General features: G+C 62.6%; 21 protein-coding genes. 4 read left to right on the top strand and 17 right to left on the bottom strand.

Annotation, left to right across the window (positions count from 1 at the left end; all coding sequences use genetic code 11):
• Position 1: 1 nt before the first annotated feature.
• Positions 2-184 carry a 50S ribosomal protein L32 gene (gene rpmF / locus AC19YY_RS04340; RefSeq protein WP_008152339.1) on the bottom strand — a complete coding sequence of 61 codons (183 nt, stop codon included), beginning with the start codon at positions 182-184 and terminating at the stop codon, positions 2-4.
• 13 nt (positions 185-197) lie between these two features.
• Positions 198-728, bottom strand: a complete 531-nt coding sequence (locus AC19YY_RS04335) for a YceD family protein (RefSeq protein WP_029299696.1) — start codon at positions 726-728, stop codon at positions 198-200.
• A gap of 105 nt (positions 729-833) precedes the next feature.
• On the opposite strand from AC19YY_RS04335, the gene AC19YY_RS04330 reads away from it, so the two are divergent.
• Positions 834-1,412 (top strand): Maf family protein, encoded by a 579-nt coding sequence (locus tag AC19YY_RS04330; RefSeq protein WP_170043758.1) that lies wholly within the window; start codon positions 834-836, stop codon positions 1,410-1,412.
• 131 nt (positions 1,413-1,543) lie between these two features.
• Here the strand turns inward: AC19YY_RS04330 and AC19YY_RS04325 are convergent, their stop codons facing one another.
• From AC19YY_RS04325 to rluC, 3 genes are read right to left on the bottom strand one after another with little or no spacing between them, the layout of a single operon-like run.
• Positions 1,544-2,533 (bottom strand): S49 family peptidase, encoded by a 990-nt coding sequence (locus AC19YY_RS04325; protein WP_169955208.1) that lies wholly within the window; start codon positions 2,531-2,533, stop codon positions 1,544-1,546.
• Positions 2,534-2,554: 21 nt separating this feature from the next.
• Positions 2,555-3,217: an HAD-IA family hydrolase gene (locus tag AC19YY_RS04320; protein ID WP_170043759.1), complete on the bottom strand. Its 663-nt coding sequence runs from the start codon at positions 3,215-3,217 to the stop codon at positions 2,555-2,557.
• Positions 3,204-4,163 (bottom strand): 23S rRNA pseudouridine(955/2504/2580) synthase RluC, encoded by a 960-nt coding sequence (gene rluC, locus AC19YY_RS04315; RefSeq protein ID WP_005790558.1) that lies wholly within the window; start codon positions 4,161-4,163, stop codon positions 3,204-3,206. The genes AC19YY_RS04320 and rluC overlap by 14 nt, the downstream gene beginning before the upstream one ends.
• 701 nt (positions 4,164-4,864) lie before the next feature.
• Between rluC and rne the strand changes: the two genes are divergently transcribed.
• Positions 4,865-8,095, top strand: coding sequence for a ribonuclease E (gene rne / locus AC19YY_RS04310; RefSeq protein WP_432754498.1), 3,231 nt, complete (start codon positions 4,865-4,867; stop codon positions 8,093-8,095).
• Between the two features lie 137 nt (positions 8,096-8,232).
• Here the strand turns inward: rne and AC19YY_RS04305 are convergent, their stop codons facing one another.
• The 12 genes from AC19YY_RS04305 to AC19YY_RS04250 all read right to left on the bottom strand — a co-directional run bounded on the left by AC19YY_RS04305 (position 8,233) and on the right by AC19YY_RS04250 (position 19,679).
• Entirely contained in the window at positions 8,233-8,811 is a 579-nt protein-coding gene (locus tag AC19YY_RS04305) for a nucleotidyltransferase family protein (protein WP_432754499.1), read from the bottom strand.
• The gene (locus tag AC19YY_RS04300) at positions 8,808-9,794 is read right to left on the bottom strand and encodes an XdhC family protein (protein WP_172312905.1); all 987 of its coding nucleotides are present in this window, start codon (positions 9,792-9,794) and stop codon (positions 8,808-8,810) included. Before AC19YY_RS04300 ends, AC19YY_RS04305 begins: the two co-directional genes overlap by 4 nt.
• On the bottom strand, positions 9,794-12,115 hold the full coding sequence (locus AC19YY_RS04295; RefSeq protein ID WP_172312907.1) for a xanthine dehydrogenase family protein molybdopterin-binding subunit: 2,322 nt from the start codon (positions 12,113-12,115) through the stop codon (positions 9,794-9,796). Before AC19YY_RS04295 ends, AC19YY_RS04300 begins: the two co-directional genes overlap by 1 nt.
• Positions 12,112-12,582, bottom strand: a complete 471-nt coding sequence (locus AC19YY_RS04290) for a (2Fe-2S)-binding protein (protein ID WP_076964157.1) — start codon at positions 12,580-12,582, stop codon at positions 12,112-12,114. The genes AC19YY_RS04295 and AC19YY_RS04290 overlap by 4 nt, the downstream gene beginning before the upstream one ends.
• A gap of 244 nt (positions 12,583-12,826) precedes the next feature.
• A complete protein-coding gene (gene murB / locus AC19YY_RS04285; RefSeq protein ID WP_172312909.1) occupies positions 12,827-13,846 on the bottom strand; it encodes a UDP-N-acetylmuramate dehydrogenase in 1,020 nt (339 codons plus the stop codon).
• Positions 13,843-14,307 (bottom strand): low molecular weight protein-tyrosine-phosphatase, encoded by a 465-nt coding sequence (locus AC19YY_RS04280; RefSeq protein WP_154842658.1) that lies wholly within the window; start codon positions 14,305-14,307, stop codon positions 13,843-13,845. The genes murB and AC19YY_RS04280 overlap by 4 nt, the downstream gene beginning before the upstream one ends.
• Positions 14,307-15,071, bottom strand: coding sequence for a 3-deoxy-manno-octulosonate cytidylyltransferase (gene kdsB / locus AC19YY_RS04275; RefSeq protein ID WP_169955201.1), 765 nt, complete (start codon positions 15,069-15,071; stop codon positions 14,307-14,309). Before kdsB ends, AC19YY_RS04280 begins: the two co-directional genes overlap by 1 nt.
• The gene (locus tag AC19YY_RS04270) at positions 15,068-15,253 is read right to left on the bottom strand and encodes a Trm112 family protein (RefSeq protein ID WP_003174668.1); all 186 of its coding nucleotides are present in this window, start codon (positions 15,251-15,253) and stop codon (positions 15,068-15,070) included. The genes kdsB and AC19YY_RS04270 overlap by 4 nt, the downstream gene beginning before the upstream one ends.
• 24 nt (positions 15,254-15,277) lie before the next feature.
• On the bottom strand, positions 15,278-16,288 hold the full coding sequence (lpxK, locus tag AC19YY_RS04265; protein WP_500603888.1) for a tetraacyldisaccharide 4'-kinase: 1,011 nt from the start codon (positions 16,286-16,288) through the stop codon (positions 15,278-15,280).
• On the bottom strand, positions 16,288-16,716 hold the full coding sequence (pocB, locus tag AC19YY_RS04260; RefSeq protein WP_029299722.1) for a flagellar polar localization protein PocB: 429 nt from the start codon (positions 16,714-16,716) through the stop codon (positions 16,288-16,290). Before pocB ends, lpxK begins: the two co-directional genes overlap by 1 nt.
• Positions 16,713-17,348, bottom strand: coding sequence for a flagellar polar localization protein PocA (gene pocA / locus AC19YY_RS04255; RefSeq protein ID WP_029299724.1), 636 nt, complete (start codon positions 17,346-17,348; stop codon positions 16,713-16,715). Before pocA ends, pocB begins: the two co-directional genes overlap by 4 nt.
• A 75-nt stretch (positions 17,349-17,423) precedes the next feature.
• A complete protein-coding gene (locus AC19YY_RS04250) occupies positions 17,424-19,679 on the bottom strand; it encodes a DNA internalization-related competence protein ComEC/Rec2 (RefSeq protein ID WP_500603887.1) in 2,256 nt (751 codons plus the stop codon).
• A gap of 136 nt (positions 19,680-19,815) precedes the next feature.
• Between AC19YY_RS04250 and AC19YY_RS04245 the strand changes: the two genes are divergently transcribed.
• Both AC19YY_RS04245 and AC19YY_RS04240 read left to right on the top strand, forming a co-directional pair.
• Complete coding sequence (locus AC19YY_RS04245) at positions 19,816-20,331, top strand: DUF2062 domain-containing protein (RefSeq protein WP_169955198.1); 516 nt, start codon at positions 19,816-19,818, stop codon at positions 20,329-20,331.
• A 178-nt stretch (positions 20,332-20,509) separates the two neighbouring features.
• Positions 20,510-23,263, top strand: a complete 2,754-nt coding sequence (locus AC19YY_RS04240; RefSeq protein ID WP_169955197.1) for a response regulator — start codon at positions 20,510-20,512, stop codon at positions 23,261-23,263.
• The last annotated feature ends 75 nt before the right edge of the window (positions 23,264-23,338 follow it).

The raw sequence follows: 23,338 nt of genomic DNA, 5'->3' as shown, positions 1-23,338 counted from the left end.
ATTACTCGTCAGCGCCCTTGTCGATCACTTTACGGCCACGGTATACGCCTTCTGGCGATACGTGGTGACGCAGGTGAATTTCACCGGTGGTTTTTTCTACAGACAGAGTGCTTGCCGTCAGGGCATCGTGCGAACGACGCATGTCACGGGCAGAGCGGGATTTTTTGTTCTGCTGAACAGCCATAATTGATTAACTCCTAAACGTTTGGGTCACGCTTTAACTGCGCCAATACACTGAACGGGTTGGACCGCGTTACCTCGTCCTCGCTCGGTTCGGACTCGTCATCGAGCCCCGCCGGCTGCTGGCATTCTTCCGGATGATGAGCAGGCACAATGGGCAAGGCGAGCAGAAGCTCCTCCTCGATCAGTGCATGCAGATCCAAAGGATCTTCGCCCAGTTCCAGCACGTCATAACCTTTCGGCAACGACTGGGTATTCGCACCCTCTTTCACCACAGCATAACTGCATTCGCTGTGGATCGGCAGGGTGACCAGCTCAAGACAACGCTGGCAAACCATTTTGACCTCGGTGTCGATAAAGCTGTGGATTACCACAGATTTACGTTCATCTCGCTCAAAAACGAATTTAGCCTGCACCGTACCGACATTGTCGGAAAGCGGGTCGCAGAGTCTCTCCAAATCGGCCAGCAACACTTCACCTTGGAGGGTGGTGCCACGATCAGCCAATTTGCGCGGGTCAACGTGAGGTGGAATCGGGTCATTCAACATAGGCGCAGCATTATAGGGATGCACCCGCCCATGTCAAAGGAAATTCAGCCCTGTGCGCCAGACTGTCCGCTCGCTAGAATCCGCGACTGCCTTGAGGAGAGCCACATGTTGCCTTTATTACTCGCTTCCAGCTCGGTTTATCGCCGGGAACTGCTGAACCGCCTGCATCTGCCGTTCATCTGCAGCTCGCCGGATATCGACGAAAGCCATCACGCCAACGAGCCAGCAGCCGACCTGGTCAAGCGCCTGGCCGAGCAGAAAGCCCGCGCCCTCGCCGGCAGCCACCCTGGGCATCTGATCATCGGCTCGGACCAGGTCGCAGCGCTGGATGGCCAGATCATCGGCAAGCCCCACACCTTTGAAAAGGCCCGCGAGCAATTACTGGCGGCCAGCGGCCGGCAGGTCAGCTTCCTGACCGGCCTGGCGCTGCTCAATAGCGACACCGGGCATTGCCAGGTGGACTGCATCCCCTTCACCGTCACGATGCGCCAGTTGGACCCGGCACAGATCGAACGCTACCTGCGGATCGAGCAGCCCTACGACTGCGCCGGCAGCTTCAAGGCCGAAGGTTTAGGGGTGAGCCTGTTTCAAAGCACCGAAGGGCCGGATGCGACAAGCCTCGTCGGCCTGCCGCTGATTCGCCTGGTGGACATGCTGCTGGCCGAAGGCGTGCAGATCCCCTGAAAGCACCACAAAACCCAATGTGGGAGCGGGCTTGCCCGCGATTACGGCGGATCAGCCAAATATGTACCGACTGATCCACTGCCATCGCGAGCAAGCCCGCTCCCACATTTTGGGCTACGCCAATCGCGAGCTCAGCGTAAGGTCGGCCCCTGGAAGCCCATATACAGCGCCAATTTCTCCGCCACACTGGCACCCAGTCGCTTGGAGAAGCGATCGAACGGCGACTCCTGGACGGTAAAGTCCACCAGCTCCTTCTCGCCAATCACATCCCGCGCCACCGAACTGGCACTGCCCAGGCCATCGATCAAGCCCAGCGGCAACGCCTGCTCACCGGACCAGATCAGGCCGGAGAACAACTCCGGATGCTCTTTATCCTTGAGCCGCTCACCGCGCCCCTGCTTAACGCTGGCAATGAACTGGCGATGAGTGGTATCGAGCACGCTCTGCCAGAACTGGGTTTCATCAGCCTTCTGCGGCTGGAACGGATCAAGGAAAGACTTGTGCTCGCCCGAGGTGTAGGTACGCCGCTCAACCCCCAGCTTCTCCATGGCCCCGACAAACCCGTAGCCGGCCGCCGTCACGCCAATGGAGCCCACCAGGCTGGCCTTGTCGGCGTAGATCTGGTCGGCGGCGCTGGCAATGTAATAGGCACCCGAGGCACCCAGGTCAGAGATGACCGCGTACAGTTTGGTCTCTGGATGCAGCGCGCGCAGGCGACGGATCTCGTCATAGACATAGCCCGACTGCACCGGACTGCCACCCGGACTGTTGATGCGGAGCACCACACCCTTGACCTTGGGGTCCTCGAAGGCCGTGCGCAGGCTGCTGACGATATTGTCGGCACTGGCGGACTCCTTGTCGGCAATCACCCCACGCACCTCGATCAGCGCGGTGTAGCTACCACTGCGGGCGGCGCTTTTTTCCATATCCACCAAAGGGCTGAACAACACCAGCATGCCAATCAGGTAGGTAAAGGTCAGGAGCTTGAAGAAGATCCCCCAGCGCCGAGCGCGACGCTGCTCCTGGACGCCCGCCAGCAGGGTTTTTTCCAGCAGTTTCCAGCTTTTATCATCGCCATTGTCGGCACCGGCCTTGGTCGGTGCTTTCCACTCATCGGTCATGCCATCTACCCCAGCAAAAACTTAACGGGCCTGGTTGAGCCAGGCGTGCAATTGCGAAAACCGGTCAATCGTCAGTCGCGGCTCGTAAGCCTGCAAGGCTTCGGGGGACTGTGCGCCATAGCTGACAGCAACGCTGTCCATGCCGGCATTGCGCGCCATCAGCAGGTCGAACGAAGCATCGCCCACCATCAAAGACTCACGGGCAGACACGCCGCAATGGGCCATGATCTGCTCCAACATCAATGGGTGAGGCTTGCTTGCGGTTTCATCGGCGGCGCGGGTGATATCAAAATAATCTTCCCAGCCATTGGCCTTGAGCACCCGATCCAGGCCGCGCCGGGCCTTGCCGGTAGCCACCGCCAGGTGATAGCCCTGCTCACGGAATGCCGCCAGGGACTGCACTACCCCTTCAAACAAGGGTGACGGCTCGGCTTCCAGGGCAATGTAGTGATCGGCGTAATGCTCGCGAAACGCCACCAGCTCACTGTCAGCGATCTGCGGATACAAGGTGCGAATGGCTTCGGGCAAGCCCAGGCCGATGATGCCCTTGACCGCCAGGTCACTGCACAGCTCGAAGCCGGAACGGGTCGAGGCCATGTGCATGGACTCGACAATCCGACCAATGGAATCGCACAGGGTGCCATCCCAGTCAAAGATCAGCAGCTTGTAGTCAGGGCGCGACACTCAGGCGCTCCACAGTCTTGGCCCACATCTCGTCCACAGGCGCCTGCAACTTCAATTCGCCACCATCGGGCAACGGCACCGTCAGCATGTAGGCATGCAGGAACAGGCGCTTGCCGCCAAGGTCACGAATCTCCTTGGAGAACCCTTCGTCGCCGTACTTGGTATCGCCAGCAATGCAGTGGCCCGCATGCAAGGTATGCACGCGGATCTGGTGGGTGCGCCCGGTCACCGGCTTGGCCTCGACCATGGTCGCGAAATCACCGAAGCGCCGCAGCACCTTGAACAGGGTCAGCGCCTCCTTGCCCTCCTCGTCCACCTCGACCATGCGCTCGCCGGAGCGCAGGTTGCTCTTCTGCAACGGCGCCCGCACGCTCTTGATCGAGGACGCCCAATTGCCGCGTACCAGCGCCATATAACGCTTGTCCACGCCATCGCCGCGCAGGGCGGTATGCAGGTGGCGCAACATGCTGCGCTTCTTGGCGATCATCAACAGGCCGGAGGTGTCGCGATCCAGGCGATGGACCAGCTCCAGCTCCTTGGCATCCGGACGCAACTGACGAAAGGCTTCGATCACCCCGAAATTCAGGCCGCTGCCGCCGTGCACCGCAATGCCGCACGGCTTGTTGATCACGATCAGCTTGTTGTCTTCGAAGACAATCGACGCCTCAAGGCGCTGCAACAGGCCCTGGGCCAGCGGCACGGGCTCGTCGCGCTCAGGCACGCGAACAGGCGGCACGCGGACGATATCGCCCGCCTGCAGCTTGTACTCAGGCTTGATCCGGCCCTTGTTCACCCGCACTTCGCCTTTGCGCAAGATGCGATAAATCAAGGTCTTGGGCACGCCCTTGAGCCTGGCCAGAAGAAAATTGTCGATGCGTTGGCCGGCATATTCCGGCGAGACCTCAAGCAGCTGGACGCTGGGGGTCGGGGGGGTGGTAGTCGTCATGTCGGGAATGATAACAATTTTTTATGGAATTGAAGCACTTAATCATTGCTGCTATAGTCGCGAACGCCGCCAAAAGCGGCCTGGACAGAGGACTCGCGGCAAACTGCCGCCCCTGACCATCGCAATTCATCAGGACGCGAGGCCGTCCTACGGGGCTCTTGCCATACTGGAAGGCTCAAGATTGTAACAAGCGCAGGTGACATGAGGCCTGAAGCGAGTGCAGGAAGCAGAGTGATTACTCGCCTCTTGCGCCGATATTTACGGCCAGTTCACAAAGTGCAGTCAGTCTTGTACCAGACCACGGCGAATGCTTCGGAAACAACGCCTGTTATTAGCCATGAGCGTGAACTCCCCATTGGAGAACACGGTAAATGCCAACCCGCTGCGGATTCTGCGCGCGGCAGCACCCGAATTATCAGGGATACGTGTAGGGTGGAGATGCACAACCGTCGGACTGTGTAGCACTAGGCTTATATTTAGACGCTTCATCTCGTCCACAGTCGCCGGTTGATTCCTCCTCCTGACTGAGTGCTTATTAAGTCACCACAGCAAGCAGGACGCGTAAGTCGCGATACCAGCCCAATTGGCCAGTATTGCTGGACACTGGAGTGGCCAACCACTCTTGACGCACCTGACACCGACCGTGAGAAGTCGTGTGTGCCGAACGCCGTTTCCGGCAGCCCGGAAACCGACGGTACAACATGAAAAGAATGCTGATTAACGCAACTCAACCCGAAGAGTTGCGTGTTGCACTGGTAGATGGCCAACGCCTCTACGACCTGGACATCGAGTCCGGTGCACGCGAGCAGAAGAAGGCCAACATCTATAAAGGCCGGATTACTCGTATCGAGCCAAGCCTTGAGGCTGCCTTTGTCGATTTTGGCTCTGAGCGCCATGGCTTCCTGCCCCTCAAAGAAATCTCCCGCGAGTACTTCAAGAAAGCCCCTGAAGGCCGCGTGAACATCAAGGACGTCCTGAGCGAAGGCCAGGAAGTCATCGTCCAGGTCGAAAAAGAAGAACGTGGCAACAAGGGCGCAGCCCTGACCACCTTTATCAGCCTGGCTGGCCGTTACCTGGTCCTGATGCCGAACAACCCGCGTGCTGGCGGCATCTCCCGTCGCATCGAAGGCGAAGAGCGCAACGAACTGCGTGAAGCGCTGAACGGCCTGATCGCCCCGGCCGACATGGGCCTGATCGTGCGCACTGCCGGCCTTGGCCGCAGCAGCGAAGAAATGCAGTGGGACCTCGATTACCTGCTGCAACTGTGGACCGCTATTAAAGAAGCGTCCCTGGACCGCTCCGCGCCATTCCTGATCTATCAGGAAAGCAACGTGATCATCCGCGCCATCCGCGACTACCTGCGCCAGGACATCGGCGAAGTACTGATCGACAGCGTTGAAGCCCAGGACGAAGCCCTGACCTTCATCCGCCAGGTGATGCCGCAGTACGCCAGCAAGATCAAGCTGTACGAAGACAGCGTGCCGCTGTTCAACCGTTTCCAGATCGAAAGCCAGATCGAAACTGCCTTCCAGCGCGTTGTCGAACTGCCTTCCGGCGGCTCCATCGTGATCGATCCGACCGAAGCCCTGGTGTCCATCGACATCAACTCGGCGCGCGCCACCAAAGGCAGCGACATCGAAGAAACCGCCCTGCAGACCAACCTGGAAGCAGCCGAAGAAATCGCTCGCCAACTGCGCCTGCGTGATATCGGCGGCCTGATCGTGATCGACTTCATCGACATGACCCCAGCCAAGAACCAGCGCGCCGTGGAAGAAAAAGTCCGCGAATGCCTGGAAGCCGACCGTGCCCGCGTACAAGTTGGCCGCATCTCGCGCTTCGGCCTGCTGGAAATGTCCCGTCAGCGCCTGCGTCCATCCCTGGGCGAAAGCAGCGGCATCGTCTGCCCGCGTTGCAACGGCACCGGCATCATCCGTGACGTTGAATCGCTGTCCCTGGCGATCCTGCGCCTGATCGAAGAAGAAGCCCTGAAAGACCGCACCGCCGAAGTCCGCGCGCAAGTGCCGATCCCGGTTGCAGCCTTCCTGCTCAACGAAAAACGCAACTCGATCACCAAGATCGAACTGCGCACCCGTGCCCGTATCGTCATCCTGCCGAACGATCACCTCGAGACGCCGCACTTCGAAGTCCAGCGCCTGCGTGACGACAGCCCGGAAGCCCACAGCGGCCAGTCCAGCTACGAAATCGCCGCTGCCGCTGCCGAAGTCGAAGAAGTCCAGCCAGCCGCCGCGACCCGCACCCTGGTTCGCCAGGAAGCCGCCGTCAAGACCGCGCCGGCCCGTGCCAACGCACCGGTGCCGACTGAAGCCGCTGCCCCGGTGGCCGCGCCTGCCGTCCTGCCGGAGCCAAGCCTGTTCAAGGGCCTGGTGAAGTCGCTGGTCAGCCTGTTCGCCACCAAGGAAGAGCCGGTAGCTCCTGCCGTGGTCGAGAAGCCAGCCGCTGAACGCCCTGCACGCAACGAAGAGCGTCGCAACGGTCGCCAGCAGAGCCGTAACCGCAACGGTCGCCGCGACGAAGAGCGCAAGCCTCGCGAAGAACGTGCACCGCGTGAAGAGCGCGCACCCCGTGAAGAGCGCCAGCCGCGCGAAGCCCGTGAAGAAACCCCAGCCGTAGCCCGTGAAGAACGTGCTCCGCGCGAAGAGCGTGCGCCACGTGAAGAACGCGCACCGCGTGCCCCTCGCGCCCCACGTGAAGATCGCAAGCCACGTGGCGAGCGTGAAGAACGTGTACGTGAACTGCGTGAACCGTTGGACGCTGCCCCAGCTGTTGCCGCCGTAGCAACTGATGTCGCGACTGAAGAACGCCCGGCCCGCCAACCCCGTGAAGAGCGCGCCCCACGCCCTCCGCGTGAAGAGCGTCAACCACGTGCCGAGCAGGCTGCCGCAGCCAGCGAAGAAGAACTGCTGAACAATGACGAACAGCCACAGGAAGATGGCCAGGACAACGCCGAAGGCGATCGTCCACGCCGCCGCTCCCGTGGCCAGCGTCGCCGCAGCAACCGTCGTGAGCGTCAACGTGACGCCAACGGCAATGTGATCGAAGGCTCGGAAGAGACCGGCGAAGCCAGCGAAGACAACGCCAACAACGAACCCACCAGCACCGAACTGGCTGCTGGCCTGGCCGTTACCGCTGCGGTTGCCAGCTCGGTCATCAGCGCACCTGCCGAAGCCGAAGCCAACCAGCAGGCCGAACGTGCCACCGCTGCCGTGCAGGAAACTGCCGCAGTTGAAGCACCGGTTGTCGAAGCCACCACCGTGGTTGAAGCACCAGCGGCTGTAGAAGTGGAAGTTGCACCGGTTCGTGAAGCCCAGCCTGAAGCCGAAGTCGTGGCTGCACCCGCAATCGTGGTTGAGCCACAGCCTGTGGTTGAAGCAGTTGTTGAAGCGCCAGCCGCTGAAGCAACCCCGCAAGTGCGTGAAGTTCGCGAAGAACAGACCGCCTTCCAGTGGACTGCCGAGCCAGCCGTCGTCACCGAAGCCCCTGCCCCGGCACCGGTAGAAGAAGCTCCAGCACCGGCTGCTGAAGTGGTTATCGCCGAACCTGCGGTGGTTGCAGAACCGGTTGTGATTGCCGAGCCTGCTCCGGTGGTCGTGGAAACCCCAGTGGTTGCCGAAGTGGCCGCCCCAATGGTTGAAGCCCCTGCCAGCGCCCTCACCGAAAACGGCCGTGCGCCTAACGACCCACGTGAAGTGCGTCGTCGCAAGCGTGAAGCCGAGCGTCTGCAGAAAGAAGCCGAAGAAGCAGCGGCAGCGGCCCCGGCCGTAGTCGAAGCGGTTGCGCAAGCACCGGCCATCGAAGCAGAAGTTGAGCACACTGCCCCAACCATCGACGAGAACCTGCGTTCCGTTGAAGAAGTGGTAGAGCACAACCCCAAAGCCCTGGAAGAAGAGCACGAGCCTAAACCCCTCGCCTGATTCCAACGGCAACTAAAAAGCCCCGCCTGATCACTCAGGCGGGGCTTTTTTATGCGACACGTGGGAGCTGGCTTGCCTGCGATGGTCGTTAACGATGACGGATAAATACCTGACACCCCGAGCAGCTCTTCCAGCCCCTACCTGAATTCCAGTGATTGCGGCACATCCACATCCCATAACACCCCAGGATCATCCACCCGCACTTCCCGCACCTCAGCCTGGGCAAACAGCGCCTTGGCCCCACAATCCCCGGTCAACCCCATCAACACCGGCCCCAGTGCCTGGCCAAACGCAACAGGATGGCCTTGCCGGCCAGCATGCACCGGCACACTGACCCCCTCCACCCGCTCTATCACCCGCTCAATACTCGCCGCCTGGATAAACGGCATATCCCCCAACACCACCAGCCAACCCGTCGCGGGGCCACTGGCGGCCACCGCTGCCGCAATACTGTCGCCCATGCCCGCCGAATCCAGGAGCAGCACTTCGCACCCATAATGGCGCGCCAGGCGTACAACCTCGCTGCGCTCCGGCGATGTGACCACCCAACGCCGGGTGACACTGGCGGGCAAATTGACCAGCACCTGCTCCAAGACCGGCCGCGTCACCCCATCACGCCCCACACAAGGCGCCAGCAGTTTGTCCTGACCGCTTAACGCGCGGAACCGACTGCCCTGCCCCGCCGCCAGGACAATGGCGGTGATGGCGCTCGTCAACTGACCGCCTCCCGCACGGGTTTCGCTTGCAACAGCTCTACGCCGTTCTTGATCGCGACGATGTGCGCCATCAACGACAAGGCAATCTCTGCCGGCGTATGACTGCCAATATCAAGACCGATCGGACCATGCAGCCGCGCAATCGCCTCGGCTCCCAGCCCCAGCACGGCCAGGTTCTCGCGACGCTTACGGCTATTGGCCCGTGACCCCAGGGCACCGATGTAGAACGCCCGGGAATTGAGCGCGGTCAACAGCGCCATATCATCCAGGCGCGGATCGTGGGTCAGGGCCACAATGGCCGTGCGCTCGTCCGTCTGGATATTGAGCACCGCCTCATCGGGCATTCCCGGCACAAAGCGCCCGTGTTGTTCTTCCCAGCCATGCACGAACTCCGTGCGTGGGTCGCAGATCAGTACTTCAAAATCCAACAGCCGCGCGATTTCCGCCACATAGCGCGACAACTGGCCTGCACCGATCAACAACAGGCGCCAGCGCGGGCCATAGATAGCCCGCAAGCGTCCACCGTCAAAACTGACAATGTCGTACTTGCTCGCCGCGCTCAAACGCACGGTGCCCGTCGCCAAGTCCAACTCCCGGGCCACTATTTCATGAGCCTCACAACGCGCCAGCAACTCGGCGACCCACGCAGGATCACCCACCCGCTCCTCCGTCAGGCGCAAGGTGCCGCCGCATGGCAGGCCAAAGCGCGCCGCTTCATCGCGGGTGACGCCATAGGTCACCAGTTGCACCGGCGGCCCGTCATCAGGCAAGCGGCCATCATGCAGCCGGGCGATCAGATCATCCTCGATGCAGCCACCGGACACCGAGCCAATCACCACCCCGTCGCCGCGCAGGGCCAGCATCGCCCCCGGCGGCCGTGGCGCGCTGCCCCAGGTCTGGACCACGCTGTACAGCACCACCCGCTGCCCGGCGCGGCGCCATTCGAGCACGCTGCGCAGGACATTCAGATCCACGCTGTCCATCAGGCCTTCGCCTCCTGCTGCCAGCCCTGTAGCTGATAACGCACGGGCAAGTTGCGGATACGCTTGCCGGTGGCGGCAAATATCGCATTGCACAGCGCCGGCGCAATCGGCGGCACACCCGGTTCACCGACGCCGCCCAAGGGCACCTCACCTGTTGGGGTGACCAAATGTATGGCGATTTCCCGGGGCGCCAGGGACATGCGCGCCACTTCATACATATGGAAGTTGTCCTGCTGGACCTTGCCATCCTTAAAGCTGATTTCCCCCAGGACCGCATTGCCCAAGCCCATGACGCACGCGCCCTCGAACTGCGAGCGGATGCGCTCCGGGTTGATCTGCGGGCCGCAATCCACGGCGATGTCGGCCTTGCGCACAATCAGTGTGCCATCATCCTTGACCTCGACCTCGATCACCGCCGCCACATAGGTCACGAAGCTGTAGTGCACCGCCAGCCCCAGGCCACGCCCCTTGGGCAGCGCACGGCCCCAGCCGGCAGCCTTGGCCGCGGTTTCCAGCACGCCACGCATGCGCGCGGTATCAATCGGATAACGCTCGGGGGACTCGCCGTAGTTCCATTCTTCGCTCAAGGTTCGCGGATCGATCTGACGATCCGGGCCCAGCAGCTTGAGTTGATATTTCAGCGGATCCTGGCCAGCCTTGTGCGCCAGTTCATCGACAAAACTCTGAATGGCAAACCCGTGGGGGATGTTCGACACCGAACGGTACCAGCCCACGCGGGTGTGGGCAGCAGCCTCGGGGTTTTCCAGGCGCACATTGGGAATGGCATAGGCCATGTTGGTAAAACCCATGCCCAGCTCGAACGCCGCCTCGTGGTTCATGCCTGGCGCAAACAACGCGGTGATGCTGGGTGCCACGGTGCGGTGCAGCCAGGCGGCAGGCATGCCGTCCTTGTTCAGGCCGGCCTTGAGGTACTCGGCGGAGACGGTATGGAAGTAGGAGTTATGGATATCGTCTTCACGGGTCCACTGCACGCGCACAGCCTTGCCGGGAAACTCCTTGGCCAGCACCGCAGCTTCGATGATGAAGTCCGGTTTCGACTTGCGCCCGAAACCGCCGCCCAACAGGGTGACGTGGATCGTGACGTTATCGAACGGCAGGCCAAGGCGCTCGGCCACCCGTTCGCGGGTGACCTGTGGCGCCTGGCTCGGGGCCCAGGCCTCGCATTGCCCGTCTTGATAGCGGGCCACGGCAACCATCGGTTCCATCGGCGACTGCGCCAGGTGTGGCAAGTAATACGCGGCTTCGAGGGTGCTGTCGGCATCGCTCAGGGCCTGGTCGATGCTGCCGGTATTGCGCACCACTTTGCCGGGCTTGAGGGCCGCCGCTTCCAGGGTCTTGCGATAATCGATGGAGTTGTAGCCGGCATTGGTGCCGTCCTCCCAGACAATCTGCAACGCTTCGCGCCCCTTGATCGCCGCCCAGGTGTTGCTGGCCACCACCGCCACGCCGCCCAATGGCTGGAACTCGGAGGGCAAGGGCCGGCTTTCGATTTGCAGGACCTTGATCACCCCCGGGACTTTCAACGCCGCGCTGGCATCGAACGACTTGACCTTGCCGCCATACACCTTGGGCCGCGCAATGGTCGCGAACAGCATGCCGTCAAAATGCACATCGGCGCCGTACACCGCCCGGCCGTTGACGATATCGGCACCGTCGATGGCCTTGGTGGCTTCCTTGCCGATATAGCGAAATTCCGAGGGTTGCTTGAGCCGCAGGCTGTCGCGCGCCGGCACCGCCAGCGCACCGGCGGCTGCGGCCAGGGCGCCATAGCCCAGTTCGCGGCCGCTGGGCTGGTGAATCACTTTATGCAACTGCGCCCGGCATTCGCCCAGCGGGACTTGCCACTGCTCGGCAGCGGCCTGTTCCAGCATGGTTCGCACGGCGGCGCCGCACCGGCGCATCGGCTCGAACCAATGGCGCATGCTGCGCGAACCGTCGGTATCCTGGTTGCCAAAACGCGCTTCATCGCCCGGTGCCTGCGCAACCTTCACCAGCGCCCAATCGGCCTCCAGTTCATCGGCCACCACCATGGTCAGGCTGGTGCGCACGCCCTGGCCCATTTCCGAGCGGTTGCAAATCACGGTGACGGTGCCGTCGGTGGCGATGCTGACATAGACCTTGGGATCATCCACCACCCCATGGGGCATCGCGGCCCCGCCGTATTGCTTGGCCTCGGCGGCAAAGGCCTGGGGCAAGCCCCAACTGGCAGCCACCACCAGCGCACCGGTGGCGCCGACCCCCTTGAGGAACCCACGGCGACTGAGGTTGTTCAGGGCGAAATTGCTCGGCAACTGGCTCATGCCTTGGCCTCCTGCAAGTGGGTCGCGGCCTGGCGGATCGCCGTCTTGATGCGGTTATAGGTGCCGCAACGGCAGATATTGCCGACCATCGCCTCTTCAATCTGCGCATCGCTGGGGTTGGGGTTGGTTTTGAGCAAGGCCGTGGCCGACATGATCTGCCCGCCCTGGCAGTAACCGCATTGCGCCACTGCGGTGTCCAGCCACGCCTGCTGCACCACCTGGCCAATCGGGTCGTTATGCAGGTTGTCGATAGTGCTGACGTTCTGCCCTTTGACCGAGCCGATGGGCGTGATGCAACTGCGCGCCGGCGAGCCGTCGATATGAATGGTGCAGGCACCGCACAGGCCCATGCCGCAACCGAACTTGGTGCCGTTGTAACCCGCCACGTCGCGGATCGCCCACAGCAGGGGCATGTCCTCGGTGACATCCAGCGGATGATCTTGACCGTTGAGTTTGAGAGTAATCATGGGCACGCCCGCATAGTGATTGGATTATGGGGTCGAGCTATCTGCCGCTTTCAAAGGAGCGGAGTCGGTTCACACAGATGGCTCAGGCTAATCGGGCTCTCTTGTGAAGACAGGTCTTCACCGGGCCTTTGATAAACAGCGTCTATCGAACAATAAACAGGCATCGTTAGCCTGCTAAGTTAACCCAGCATTAACAAAAAAGCCCTGCAATGCAGGGCTTGGTTCAACAGGCTAGAAGCGTAGCTCAATAACGATTGGGCTCCATTTCCAACTCGACCTTGAAGCGCTCGGCGATATCGCTCTGGATGCGCTGGGCCAAGCTGGCAATATCCAGCCCGGTGGCCGCGCCATAATTGACCAGCACCAGCGCCTGCAAGCGATGCACGCCGGCATCACCGTCGCGAAAGCCTTTCCAGCCGGCCTTTTCAATCAACCAGCCAGCCGCCAGTTTCACTTGGCCATCAGCCTGGGGATAAGCCACCAGATCGGGATATTGCAGCTTTAATTGCGCCGCCAGCACCTGGGGCACCAAGGGGTTCTTGAAGAAACTGCCAGCGTTGCCCAGGACCGCAGGGTCGGGCAGTTTTTCACTGCGAATGCTGCAAATGGCCCGACTGACATCGCTGGGGGTCGCCTGGGTAATGCCCTGCTCGGCCAGGCGCTGCTGCACCGGGCCATAGCCGAGCTTCAGGTGCGCGACGCGGCTCAAGGCAAAGCGCACCCGCAGGATCAACCAGCGCCCCACTTCGTGTTTGAACAGGCTGTCGCGATAGGCGAAGTTGCACTCTGCCAGGCTGAAATCGCGCAACTCGCCGCTCTGGCGGTCGAGGGCGGTCAGGCCGGCGAACACATCCTTGATCTCGACACCGTAGGCGCCGATGTTCTGCATCGGCGCGGCGCCGACAGTGCCGGGGATCAGGCTGAGGTTTTCCAGGCCAGAGAACCCTTGCTCAAGGGTCCACAGCACAAAAGGATGCCAGGCCTCACCCGCCTCGGCTTCCACCACAACCTGCTGGGCGTCCTCGTGCAGGACGCGGATACCCTGGGTCGCCATGCGCAATACCAGCGCCGGGATATCCTGGGTCAGCAGCAGGTTGCTGCCGCCACCGATCACCAGCAATGGCAACTGTTGCGCGGCCGCATAGGCCAGGGCCTCGCGCACATCGGCGTCGCTATGGGCCTCGGCGAACAACTGCGCACGCACATCGATGCCAAAACTGTTGAAGGCCTTCAGGGAAACCTGGGGCTGCACATCCAGACTCATAACCGCCCCTTCAACTCGATCACCAGCAAGTCGCACGCGGCCTCGATCAGGTCCAGGACCTGCTCGAAACCCTGTTCGCCGTCGTAATACGGATCCGGCACTTCATCCACCGCCGAGTCGTAGCGGCGCAGGAACAGATCCAGCTCCGCCTTGCCTTGGGCCGGCTGCATAGCCTTGAGATTGCGCAGGTTACTCTGGTCCATGGCCAGGATCAGGTCGTAGCGCGCAAAGTCGGCACGCGACACTTGCTGCGCACGCTGGGCCGACAAGTCGTAGCCACGGCGCAGCGCTGCTTGCTGGCTGCGCTTGTCCGGCGCCTTGCCGATATGCCATTCACCGGTACCGGCAGAGGCCACCTCGACCCGGTCCGCCAGCCCGGCGGCCCGCAGTTTGTGGCGCAGCACGCCTTCGGCGGTGGGCGAGCGGCAGATATTGCCCAGGCAGACAAACAGGACTTCCATCACGCCCCCAGCAACCGACGCACGCGCTCAAGGTCTTCCTGCGTATCGACGCCGGCTGGCGGGGCTTGCAGCGCATCATCGACATGAATGCGCACGCCGTGCCACAGGGCTCGCAGTTGTTCCAGTGCCTCGGTGTTTTCCAGCCAGCACGGGCCCCAGCTGACGAAGTCATGCAGGAAGCCCGCGCGGTAGGCGTAAATGCCGATATGGCGACGATAAGGTACGCCAGCCGGTAATACGTCACGCTGCTTGGCGAACTCATCGCGCGCCCAGGGCAGGGTCGAACGGCTGAAGGTCAGGGCCAGGCCATTGATGTCGCTGACCACCTTGACCACGTTCGGGTTGAGCAGGGTCTGGATGTCTTCGATAGGTTCGGCCAGGGTCGCCATGCGCGCTTCGGCATGGGCGGCCAGGTTGGCGGCGACCTGGTCGATGACACACGGCGGGATCAGCGGTTCGTCACCCTGCACGTTGACCACGATGGCGTCCGGCGCCAGGCCCAGGTGCGTGGCGACTTCGGCCAGGCGGTCGGTGCCGGAGTTGTGGTCTTCACGGGTCAGCACTGCTTCGGCGCCAAACCCCTTGCAGGCCTCGATGATCCGCAGGTCGTCAGTGGCCACCACCACGCGCTGGGCGCTGCTTTTGCAGGCCTGCTCCCAGACCAGCTGGATCATCGGCTTGGCGCCGATCATCTGCAGCGGCTTGCCGGGCAGGCGGGTAGAGGCATAGCGCGCGGGGATGACAACAGTGAAGGCAGTGGTCATTTATCCAGGCGCTCGTCGGTGGTCAAGGTGCGGGCTTCGCTTTCCAGCATCACCGGGATGCCATCGCGGATCGGGTATGCCAGGCCAGCGCCTTTGCTGATCAGCTCGGTCTTGTCGGCGCTGAGCTTGAGCGGGCCTTTGCAGATCGGGCAAGCGAGGATATCGAGCAGTTTGGTGTCCATGGGGGTTTCCTGGATAAAAGCGTTTTAAGGCAAAAGTCGAGCGGGCAGCAGACGCATCAGTTGCGTGTCAAACCAGGCGATAAACGCCGGTGACGGTGCCGCATCAACTGCAAGGTACCACCAGTGTGCCTGGGCAAAGGCGCGGCACTTCACCGCGTCCTTTTCAGTCATGACCAGCGGCAGTGACGGCGTAAAATTCAGGACCTCGGCGCTGTAGGGCGCATGGTCGGCAAACGCATGGGGTATCGGCCGCCAGTGTAGCGTTTCAAGGGTATTGAAGAAACGTTGCGGGTTGCCGATACCGGCGACCGCATGCACCTGCTGCCCCACGGGAAAATGGTCCAGCGGCCGGCGCTCGCCGGTCAGCAGGTTGACCAGCGTGGTCGGCAGCAGACGGAAAGCAAAGCCGTCCTCGCGATCAGCCCCGGCGCCGTTATAGAGCAGGGCATCGACGCTGTGCAGGCGCTCGACCGGCTCGCGCAACGGCCCGGCAGGCAGGCAGCGGCGATTGCCCAGGCCACGGGCGTTGTCGATCAGCACCAGTTCCAGGTCACGGGCCAGACGGTAATGCTGCAGGCCATCGTCGGAGAGGATCAGGTCCAGGGGCTGGCTGGCCAGCAGGGCTTGCACCGCACGGCTGCGATCGGGGTCGATCATCAGCGGGACGCCGCTGCGCTGCACGATCAACAACGGCTCGTCGCCGGCCACTTGAGCGCTGTCGCTAGCCTGCACCCGCCATGGCAACTGCGCAGGCTTGGCCCCGTAGCCACGGCTGACCACGCCGACCCGCAGGCCACTGCGCTGGCAATGCTCGATCAACCACAGGATCAACGGCGTCTTGCCCGTGCCGCCTACGGTGATATTGCCAACCACCACGATGGGCACCGGCGATTGATAGATCGTGCCCTCGCCCGCCAGGAACCGTTCGCGCTTGCGCTTGACCACAAGGCGATAGAGCGCCTCCAGAGGTTGCAGGAGCTTGAGCGCCGGATGGCCGTCGTACCAGGCCTTGAGCAAACGATCGGACAAGGCCATCAGGGCTGCCCCGCCGCCTCGACGGTGGTCATGCGCAAATGGCTGAAACCGAGCTTGCCGGCAGCATCCATCGCGGTGATCACGGCCTGGTGTGGGGTCTTGCCATCGGCGCTAATGGACAGCGGCATTTGTGTATCACCGCCGGACTCCTTCTGCAGCGCATCCATCACGCTGGCCACGTCGTTTTTCTCAAGCAACTGGTTGTTCACCGAAAACACCCCTTCGGCGCTGATGGTGATCTCCAGTTGCTTGAGCTGCTGGTCTTCAGCCGGCGAGCCGCTGACGGCTTCCGGTAGCTCGACCCGCAGTTGGGTTTCCCGGGTAAAGGTGGTGGTGACGACAAAAAACAGCAGCAGGATAAACACCACATCGATCAACGAGGCCAGGTTGATATCGACGGTTTCCCGGGGCTTGCGGCGAAATTTCACGCTTTGCCCTCGACCAGGTCGACATCGCGGTCGCCCTGGACCACTTCCACCAGCTTGATCGCTTCCTGCTCCATGCCCACCACCAGTTCATCAATGCGCCGTTGCAGGAAACGGTGGAAAAACACCGCCGGGATACCCACCATCAGGCCCGCCGCCGTGGTGATCAAGGCCTTGGAAATGCCCCCGGCCAATACCGAGGCGTTGGTGGTCATGCCCGAACCGGTAAAGGCACTGAAGATATCGATCATGCCCAGCACCGTGCCGAGCAGGCCGAGCAACGGCGCCATTGCGGCGATGGTGCCCAGGGCATTGATATAGCGCTCCAGCTCGTGGATCACCCGGGCGGCGGCTTCTTCAATGCACTCCTTCATGATCTCGCGACCGTGCTTGGAGTTGGCCAGGCCAGCGGCGAGGATCTCGCCCAGGGGGGAATTGGCCCGCAGTTCCTTGAGCTTTTCCTTGTCCAGTTGCTTGTCCTTGATCCAGCGCCAGACCTGCCCCAGCAGATGATCAGGGGTTACACGGCTGGCGCGCAGGGTCCACAGGCGTTCGGCAACAATGCCGAGTGCGGCGATGGAGCTCAGAATGATCGGCAACATCATCCAGCCGCCGGATTTGACCAATTCCCACACAGTGAATGTCCCCTCGAAAAAGTGCGCCACTTTAGCATACAGGCTGGCGAGGAAGGACCTGCCTGCCGACAGCCATCATGTCGCAGGTACCGGCCTTTGGTAACTGTCAATGACAGGCGCACGCCAGAAACGACGCTGGCTGCGCGCCATGACCGGCGCCTCGAAAGCCCCCAGGCGCAGGCGCACGGCGCCCTGCTCGGCGCTGTCATAAATGGCGCTGTGAAAATGCTGGTAGCGTGCCAGCACTTGCGGGTGCGGATGGCCAAAGCTATTGCCGCGCCCCCGAGAGATCAGCACCGCCTTGGGGGCCAATTGCTGGACAAACGGCCATGACGAAGAACTGCGGCTGCCATGATGGGGCACTTGCAACCAATCCGTGGCGACCGCCAGGGGTGTGGCCAACAAGGCGCGCTCGGCCTCGCGGTCGATATCGCCGGTCAGCAGCAACCGTTCGCCATTGGCCTGGACCTGCAGCACGCACGACTTCGCGTTGCCATTGCTGGCATCCGCCCATTGCCACAGCTCAAACGCCACGCCGTCCCACTCCCATTGCTCACCGCTGACACAGGCCTGGGTATCGAGAAATGCCGGCAGGCCCTGGGTTTCCCCGCCCACCACGCGCTTGACCGGCAACCCGCGCGCGATCGCCGCAGCGCCTCCGGCATGATCGGCGTCGGCATGGCTGAGCAGCATCAAGTCCAGCTGGCCAACCCCCAGCTTGCGCAGAGCCGGCAGAACCACGCGCTCACCGAGATCGAAGTCCCCCACCCGTGGCCCGGCGTCATACAACAGCACGTGGTTGCGGGTGCGCAACACGATCGACAAGCCCTGGCCGACATCCAGTTGCTCCACCGCCACCTGGCCCAACGGGATCGACTCACGGGGCGGGAACACCGCCAGCAGCAACAAAGGCCACCCCAGCAGGCGAAAGGGAATGCCCTTGGGCATCAATAACAGCACGGCGCCCAGCACACTGAGCAACCAGTAGCCCACGGGCACCTCGGCCGGCAGCCACGCCGGTATGTGCCCGGCCAGCAAGGTCAGGGCGCTGAACAGCCAATCCAGCGCGCCACCCGCCAACCACAGCAGGCCACTGCCCAGCCACGGCACTGCCAGCAACAACGTGCCCGCCAGCGCCAACGGCAGCACCAGCAGGCTGATCCACGGCACGGCAAACAGATTGGCCAGCGGCGCACTCAAGCTGATCGGCAAGCCGAGTATCAATAGCAGCGGAAACAGCCCGATAGCGATCAGCCACTGGGCACGGCTCCAGGCCTGCCACGCCCGCCAGGGCCCCAGGCGGCCGCTGAAGGCCAGCAGCAACACGGCCACGGCGGCAAATGACAACCAGAAACCCGGTTGCAGGCTGGCCAGGGGTTCAAGGATCAATACTGCATTGAGTGCCAGCAGCAGGGGCCACCAGATCCCCAGATGGCGAAACCGCAGGCGCCACAGCAACACCAGCCCCACCATCACACAGGCCCGCTGCACCGGCACGGCAAAACCGGCGAGCACGCCATAGGCCAGCGCCGCGGCGAATGCCAGGCCACAGGCCCAGGGCAGCCAGGGCAAGCGCCTGGGCCAGCAACCGTAACGGGCCAGGCCGGCCACCAGCGCATAGATCAGCCCCGACAACAGGCCGATATGCTGGCCAGAGATGACCAACAGATGCACGGTGCCGGTGTCCTGCAAGATGCGCCAATCCTCGGAGGCCAAACCGGAGCCGTCGCCCAGTACCAAGGCGGCCAGCCCGGCTGCGCGTCCCTGGGCATCCACCGCTAATAACTGCTGGCGGATCCCATCGCGCCAGGCATGTCGGGCAGGCGCCAGGCGCTGGCCATCCTTGACCGACCCGGTCGCCCCCACACGCTGGGCCAATAGCCAGGCCTCCTGGTCGAAACCATGGAAATTCAGCAGGCCGGACGGGCGTTTGAGAGTGACAGCCAAACGCCAGCGCTCCCCGCTGCGCACTGGCGGGCCGCCCTGCCAACTCAGCCGGATGCGCTGGGGCAGCCGGCCCTGGCGTGACCGGCTGTCTCTCAGCTCGAAGCGCACCAGCCCATTGGCCTGCTGCGGTAGCCCACTGACGCGCCCCTCGAGCCAACGGGTCTGGCCGTCCAGCGCGGGGATGAGCCGGTCGTCGAGAGCCCGTTGCGCGCTGAAACAGGCCCACGCCAGGCCCAACAGGAAAAGCGCCAGCGGATAAGTACGAAACGGCAGCAGCATCAACGCCACCACCAACATGACCAGCAACCAACCGACCGGCGGCAAGGCAGGCAGCAGGCGCAACGCCAGCAGCCCCAACGCCAGCGCAAACATCCCTGTGCGCATGGATCATTCCTTTAAAGTGACCCATCGAGTGTTAGCCGAGTGGTTCAAGGCGAACTATGATTTTTTGTCACAAAGTCTGAATTTCCCGTTCGTAGAATACGGGCATACTTGCCCCTCGAACTGACCTGGACCCCTTATGCCACGGCGCTTATTCAAACGGTACATGCCCGATCCGACCAGCATTCGGGAACACAAGTCCTTACGCTTTCTCGGCACGCTGCTCCATGACCCCAACCTGTGGCACCTCAATCGGCACTCGGTTGCCCGGGCCATGGCTGTCGGCCTGTTTGCCGCATTCATTCCCATTCCCTTGCAGATGCTGTTGGCCGCCGTCCTCGCCATCTCCGTGCGCGGCAATATGCCCATCGCCGTGAGCCTGGTGTGGCTGACCAACCCGATTACCATGCCCGTGGTGTTTTTCTGCACCTATATGACCGGCACCTGGCTGATGAACATCCCGCCGCGCACCCTGCCCGATGAACTGACCTGGGAATGGATCAGCGGGCAACTGTCGACCATGTGGCAGCCGTTCCTGCTGGGCTCGGTGGTGATGGGCCTGGTATTGGGCGCGCTGGCGTACTGCCTGACCATGGTGTACTGGCGGTGGTGGGTGGGTCATCAGTGGAAAAAACGCCAGCAGCGTAATCGGTAGTAGCCAAGGGGCCTTGCTGGCGCCAGCGCCGCGATGCAGCAACCCGACATGCCAGCGCCTTGCCCCCTCAAGCATCTTTTGCAAGATTCCAAGCCCCTCATATGGCTACACTGCGCAGGTGGCGCAGGCCGGATGCCTGCGTAGAATCTCGACATCAGTGTGGTAGCAGGAGAGTGGCGTGCTAAGAAGAATGGGGATAAAAGGCCGCGTACTGTTGCTGACCTTGTTGCCTACCAGCCTGATGGCATTGCTGTTGGGCGGTTATTTCACCTGGATGCAGCTCTCGGACCTGCAAACCCAATTGCTCAATCGCGGCGAGATGATCGCCGAACAGCTGGCGCCGCTGGTGGCACCGGCATTGGGCAACAAGAACACCGATCTGCTGGAACGCATCGCCACCCAGTCCCTGGAACAAGTCGATGTACGGGCCGTGTCCTTCCTGGCGCCCGACCGCACGCCCCTGGCCCATGCCGGCCCGACCATGCTCAACCAACCGCCCATCGGCAACAGCTCGCATCTGTTGCAACGCACCGGCAATGACGCCACCCGCTACCTGCTGCCCGTGTTCGGCCGTCATCGCAACCTCGCTGGCGAGCTGATCCCCGACGAAGCCGATCGCCTGCTGGGCTGGGTCGAGCTGGAACTGTCCCATAACGGCATGCTGCTGCGCGGCTATCGCAGCCTGTTCGCCAGCCTGATGTTGATCGCCATCGGCCTGATCTGCACCGCCGCCCTGGCCTTGCGCATCAGCCGCACGATCAACTCGCCCATCGGCCAGATCAAACAAGCGGTGGCGCAGCTCAAGGATGGCAACCTGGAAACCCGCTTGCCGCCCCTGGGCAGCCAGGAGCTGGATCAGTTGGCGTCCGGCATCAACCGCATGGCCGAAACCCTGCAAAATGCCCAGGAAGAACTGCAACACAGCATCGACCAGGCCACCGAAGACGTGCGCCAGAACCTGGAAACCATCGAGATCCAGAACATCGAGCTGGACCTGGCCCGCAAGGAAGCCCTGGAGGCCAGCCGCATCAAGTCGGAGTTCCTGGCCAACATGAGCCATGAAATCCGCACGCCGCTCAATGGCATCCTCGGTTTCACCCATCTGTTGCAGAAAAGCGAGCTGTCGCCCCGCCAGCTGGATTACCTGGGCACCATCGAAAAGTCCGCCGACAACCTGCTGGGCATCATCAACGAAATTCTCGACTTCTCGAAAATCGAAGCCGGCAAGCTGGTGCTCGACAATATCCCGTTCAACCTGCGCGACCTGCTGCAAGACACCCTGACCATCCTCGCCCCGGCCGCCCACGCCAAACAGCTGGAGCTGGTGAGCCTGGTCTACCGCGATACGCCGCTATCGCTGGTGGGCGACCCGCTGCGTCTCAAGCAGATCCTCACCAACCTGGTCAGCAACGCCATCAAGTTCACCCGCGAAGGCACCATCGTCGCCCGGGCCATGCTCGAAGACGAACAGGAAGACAGCGTGCAACTGCGCATCAGCGTGCAGGACACCGGCATCGGCCTGTCGAACCAGGATGTGCGCGCCCTGTTCCAGGCCTTCAGCCAGGCCGATAACTCGCTGTCGCGCCAGCCCGGTGGCACTGGGTTGGGCCTGGTGATCTCCAAGCGCCTGATCGAGCAGATGGGCGGTGAAATCGGCGTCGACAGCACGCCGGGCCAGGGTTCGGAGTTCTGGATCAGCCTTAACCTGCCCAAGACCCGCGACGATATCGAAGACCTGCCCGCCCCGCCGCTGCTGGGCCGGCGCGTGGCGGTGCTGGAGAATCACGAACTGGCGCGCCAGGCCCTGCAACACCAGTTGGAAGACTGCGGCCTGGAGGTCACGCCGTTCAACAGCCTGGAGAACCTGACCAACGGCATTACCAGCGCACACCAGACCGAACAGGCGATCGACCTGGCCGTACTGGGCATCACCGCCAACGACATTCCGCCGGAGCGCCTCAACCAACACCTGTGGGACCTCGAACACCTGGGCTGCAAAGTGCTGGTGTTGTGCCCGACCACCGAGCAAATGCTCTTCAACCTGTCGGTGCCCAACCCCAATAGTCAGTTGCAGGCCAAGCCGGCCTGCACCCGCAAATTGCGCCGGGCACTGTCCGACCTGATCAGCCCGCGGCCGTTGCGCAGCGAACCGGGCGAGCCGCTGTCCAGCCGCGCGCCACGGGTACTGTGTGTCGACGACAACCCGGCCAACCTGTTGCTGGTACAAACCCTGCTCGAAGACATGGGCGCCAAGGTGCAGGCCGTGGAAAGCGGCTATACCGCCATCGAGGCGGTGAAAAAAGAAGCCTTCGACCTGGTGCTGATGGACGTGCAGATGCCCGGTATGGACGGGCGCCAGAGTACCGAGGCGATTCGCCAGTGGGAAAGCGAGCGCCACGGCACGCCGCTGCCTATCGTCGCGCTGACAGCCCATGCCATGGCCAATGAAAAGCGCGCCCTGCTGCAAAGCGGCATGGATGACTACCTGACCAAACCCATCAGCGAACGGCAACTGGCCCAGGTGGTGCTCAAATGGACCGGCCTGGCCCTGCGCAACCAGGGCCCGGAACGCGCCGTCGAAGGCCACGGCCCCGCCGCGCAACTGCCGGTACTCGACCATGAGGAAGGCCTGCGCCTGGCGGCCGGCAAGGCTGACTTGGCCGCCGATATGCTGGCCATGCTGCTGGCGTCCCTGGAGGCCGACCGTGAGGCGGTCTGCGTTGCCCGCGAAGCCAACGACAATAACGCGCTGATCGAACGGGTCCACCGCCTGCACGGCGCCACCCGCTACTGCGGCGTGCCGCAATTGCGTGCAGCCTGCCAACGCGCCGAAACCCTGCTCAAGCAGGATGACGCCAAGGCCATGGCCGCGCTCGATGAGCTGGACCTGGCCATCGCCCGCCTGGCCAGCGAGGCCCGCGTCAACGCCTGATGCAGAGCAACACGCCCAACGCCAATCACGGGCAACATCTCCTGTAGGCGCCGGTACGCCGGGGCCTACAGGATT

Source organism: Pseudomonas sp. MF09156 (assembly GCF_059862305.1).
Note: the sequence above shows the minus strand (reverse complement) of the source record. Positions and strands in the feature narration are given on the sequence as shown.

Coding starts and splice junctions, on each gene's coding strand:
- AC19YY_RS04330 (WP_170043758.1), top strand. CDS start 834: ATGTTGCCTTTATTACTCGCTTCCAGCTCGGTTTATCGCCGGGAACTG.
- kdsB (WP_169955201.1), bottom strand. CDS start 15,071: ATGACCACTGCCTTCACTGTTGTCATCCCCGCGCGCTATGCCTCTACC.
- lpxK (WP_500603888.1), bottom strand. CDS start 16,288: ATGGCCTTGTCCGATCGTTTGCTCAAGGCCTGGTACGACGGCCATCCG.
- AC19YY_RS04325 (WP_169955208.1), bottom strand. CDS start 2,533: ATGACCGATGAGTGGAAAGCACCGACCAAGGCCGGTGCCGACAATGGC.
- rluC (WP_005790558.1), bottom strand. CDS start 4,163: ATGACGACTACCACCCCCCCGACCCCCAGCGTCCAGCTGCTTGAGGTC.
- AC19YY_RS04290 (WP_076964157.1), bottom strand. CDS start 12,582: ATGATTACTCTCAAACTCAACGGTCAAGATCATCCGCTGGATGTCACC.
- murB (WP_172312909.1), bottom strand. CDS start 13,846: ATGAGTCTGGATGTGCAGCCCCAGGTTTCCCTGAAGGCCTTCAACAGT.
- AC19YY_RS04335 (WP_029299696.1), bottom strand. CDS start 728: ATGTTGAATGACCCGATTCCACCTCACGTTGACCCGCGCAAATTGGCT.
- AC19YY_RS04280 (WP_154842658.1), bottom strand. CDS start 14,307: ATGGAAGTCCTGTTTGTCTGCCTGGGCAATATCTGCCGCTCGCCCACC.
- AC19YY_RS04300 (WP_172312905.1), bottom strand. CDS start 9,794: ATGGACAGCGTGGATCTGAATGTCCTGCGCAGCGTGCTCGAATGGCGC.
- AC19YY_RS04270 (WP_003174668.1), bottom strand. CDS start 15,253: ATGGACACCAAACTGCTCGATATCCTCGCTTGCCCGATCTGCAAAGGC.
- rne (WP_432754498.1), top strand. CDS start 4,865: ATGAAAAGAATGCTGATTAACGCAACTCAACCCGAAGAGTTGCGTGTT.
- AC19YY_RS04245 (WP_169955198.1), top strand. CDS start 19,816: ATGCCACGGCGCTTATTCAAACGGTACATGCCCGATCCGACCAGCATT.
- rpmF (WP_008152339.1), bottom strand. CDS start 184: ATGGCTGTTCAGCAGAACAAAAAATCCCGCTCTGCCCGTGACATGCGT.
- AC19YY_RS04295 (WP_172312907.1), bottom strand. CDS start 12,115: ATGAGCCAGTTGCCGAGCAATTTCGCCCTGAACAACCTCAGTCGCCGT.
- AC19YY_RS04250 (WP_500603887.1), bottom strand. CDS start 19,679: ATGCGCACAGGGATGTTTGCGCTGGCGTTGGGGCTGCTGGCGTTGCGC.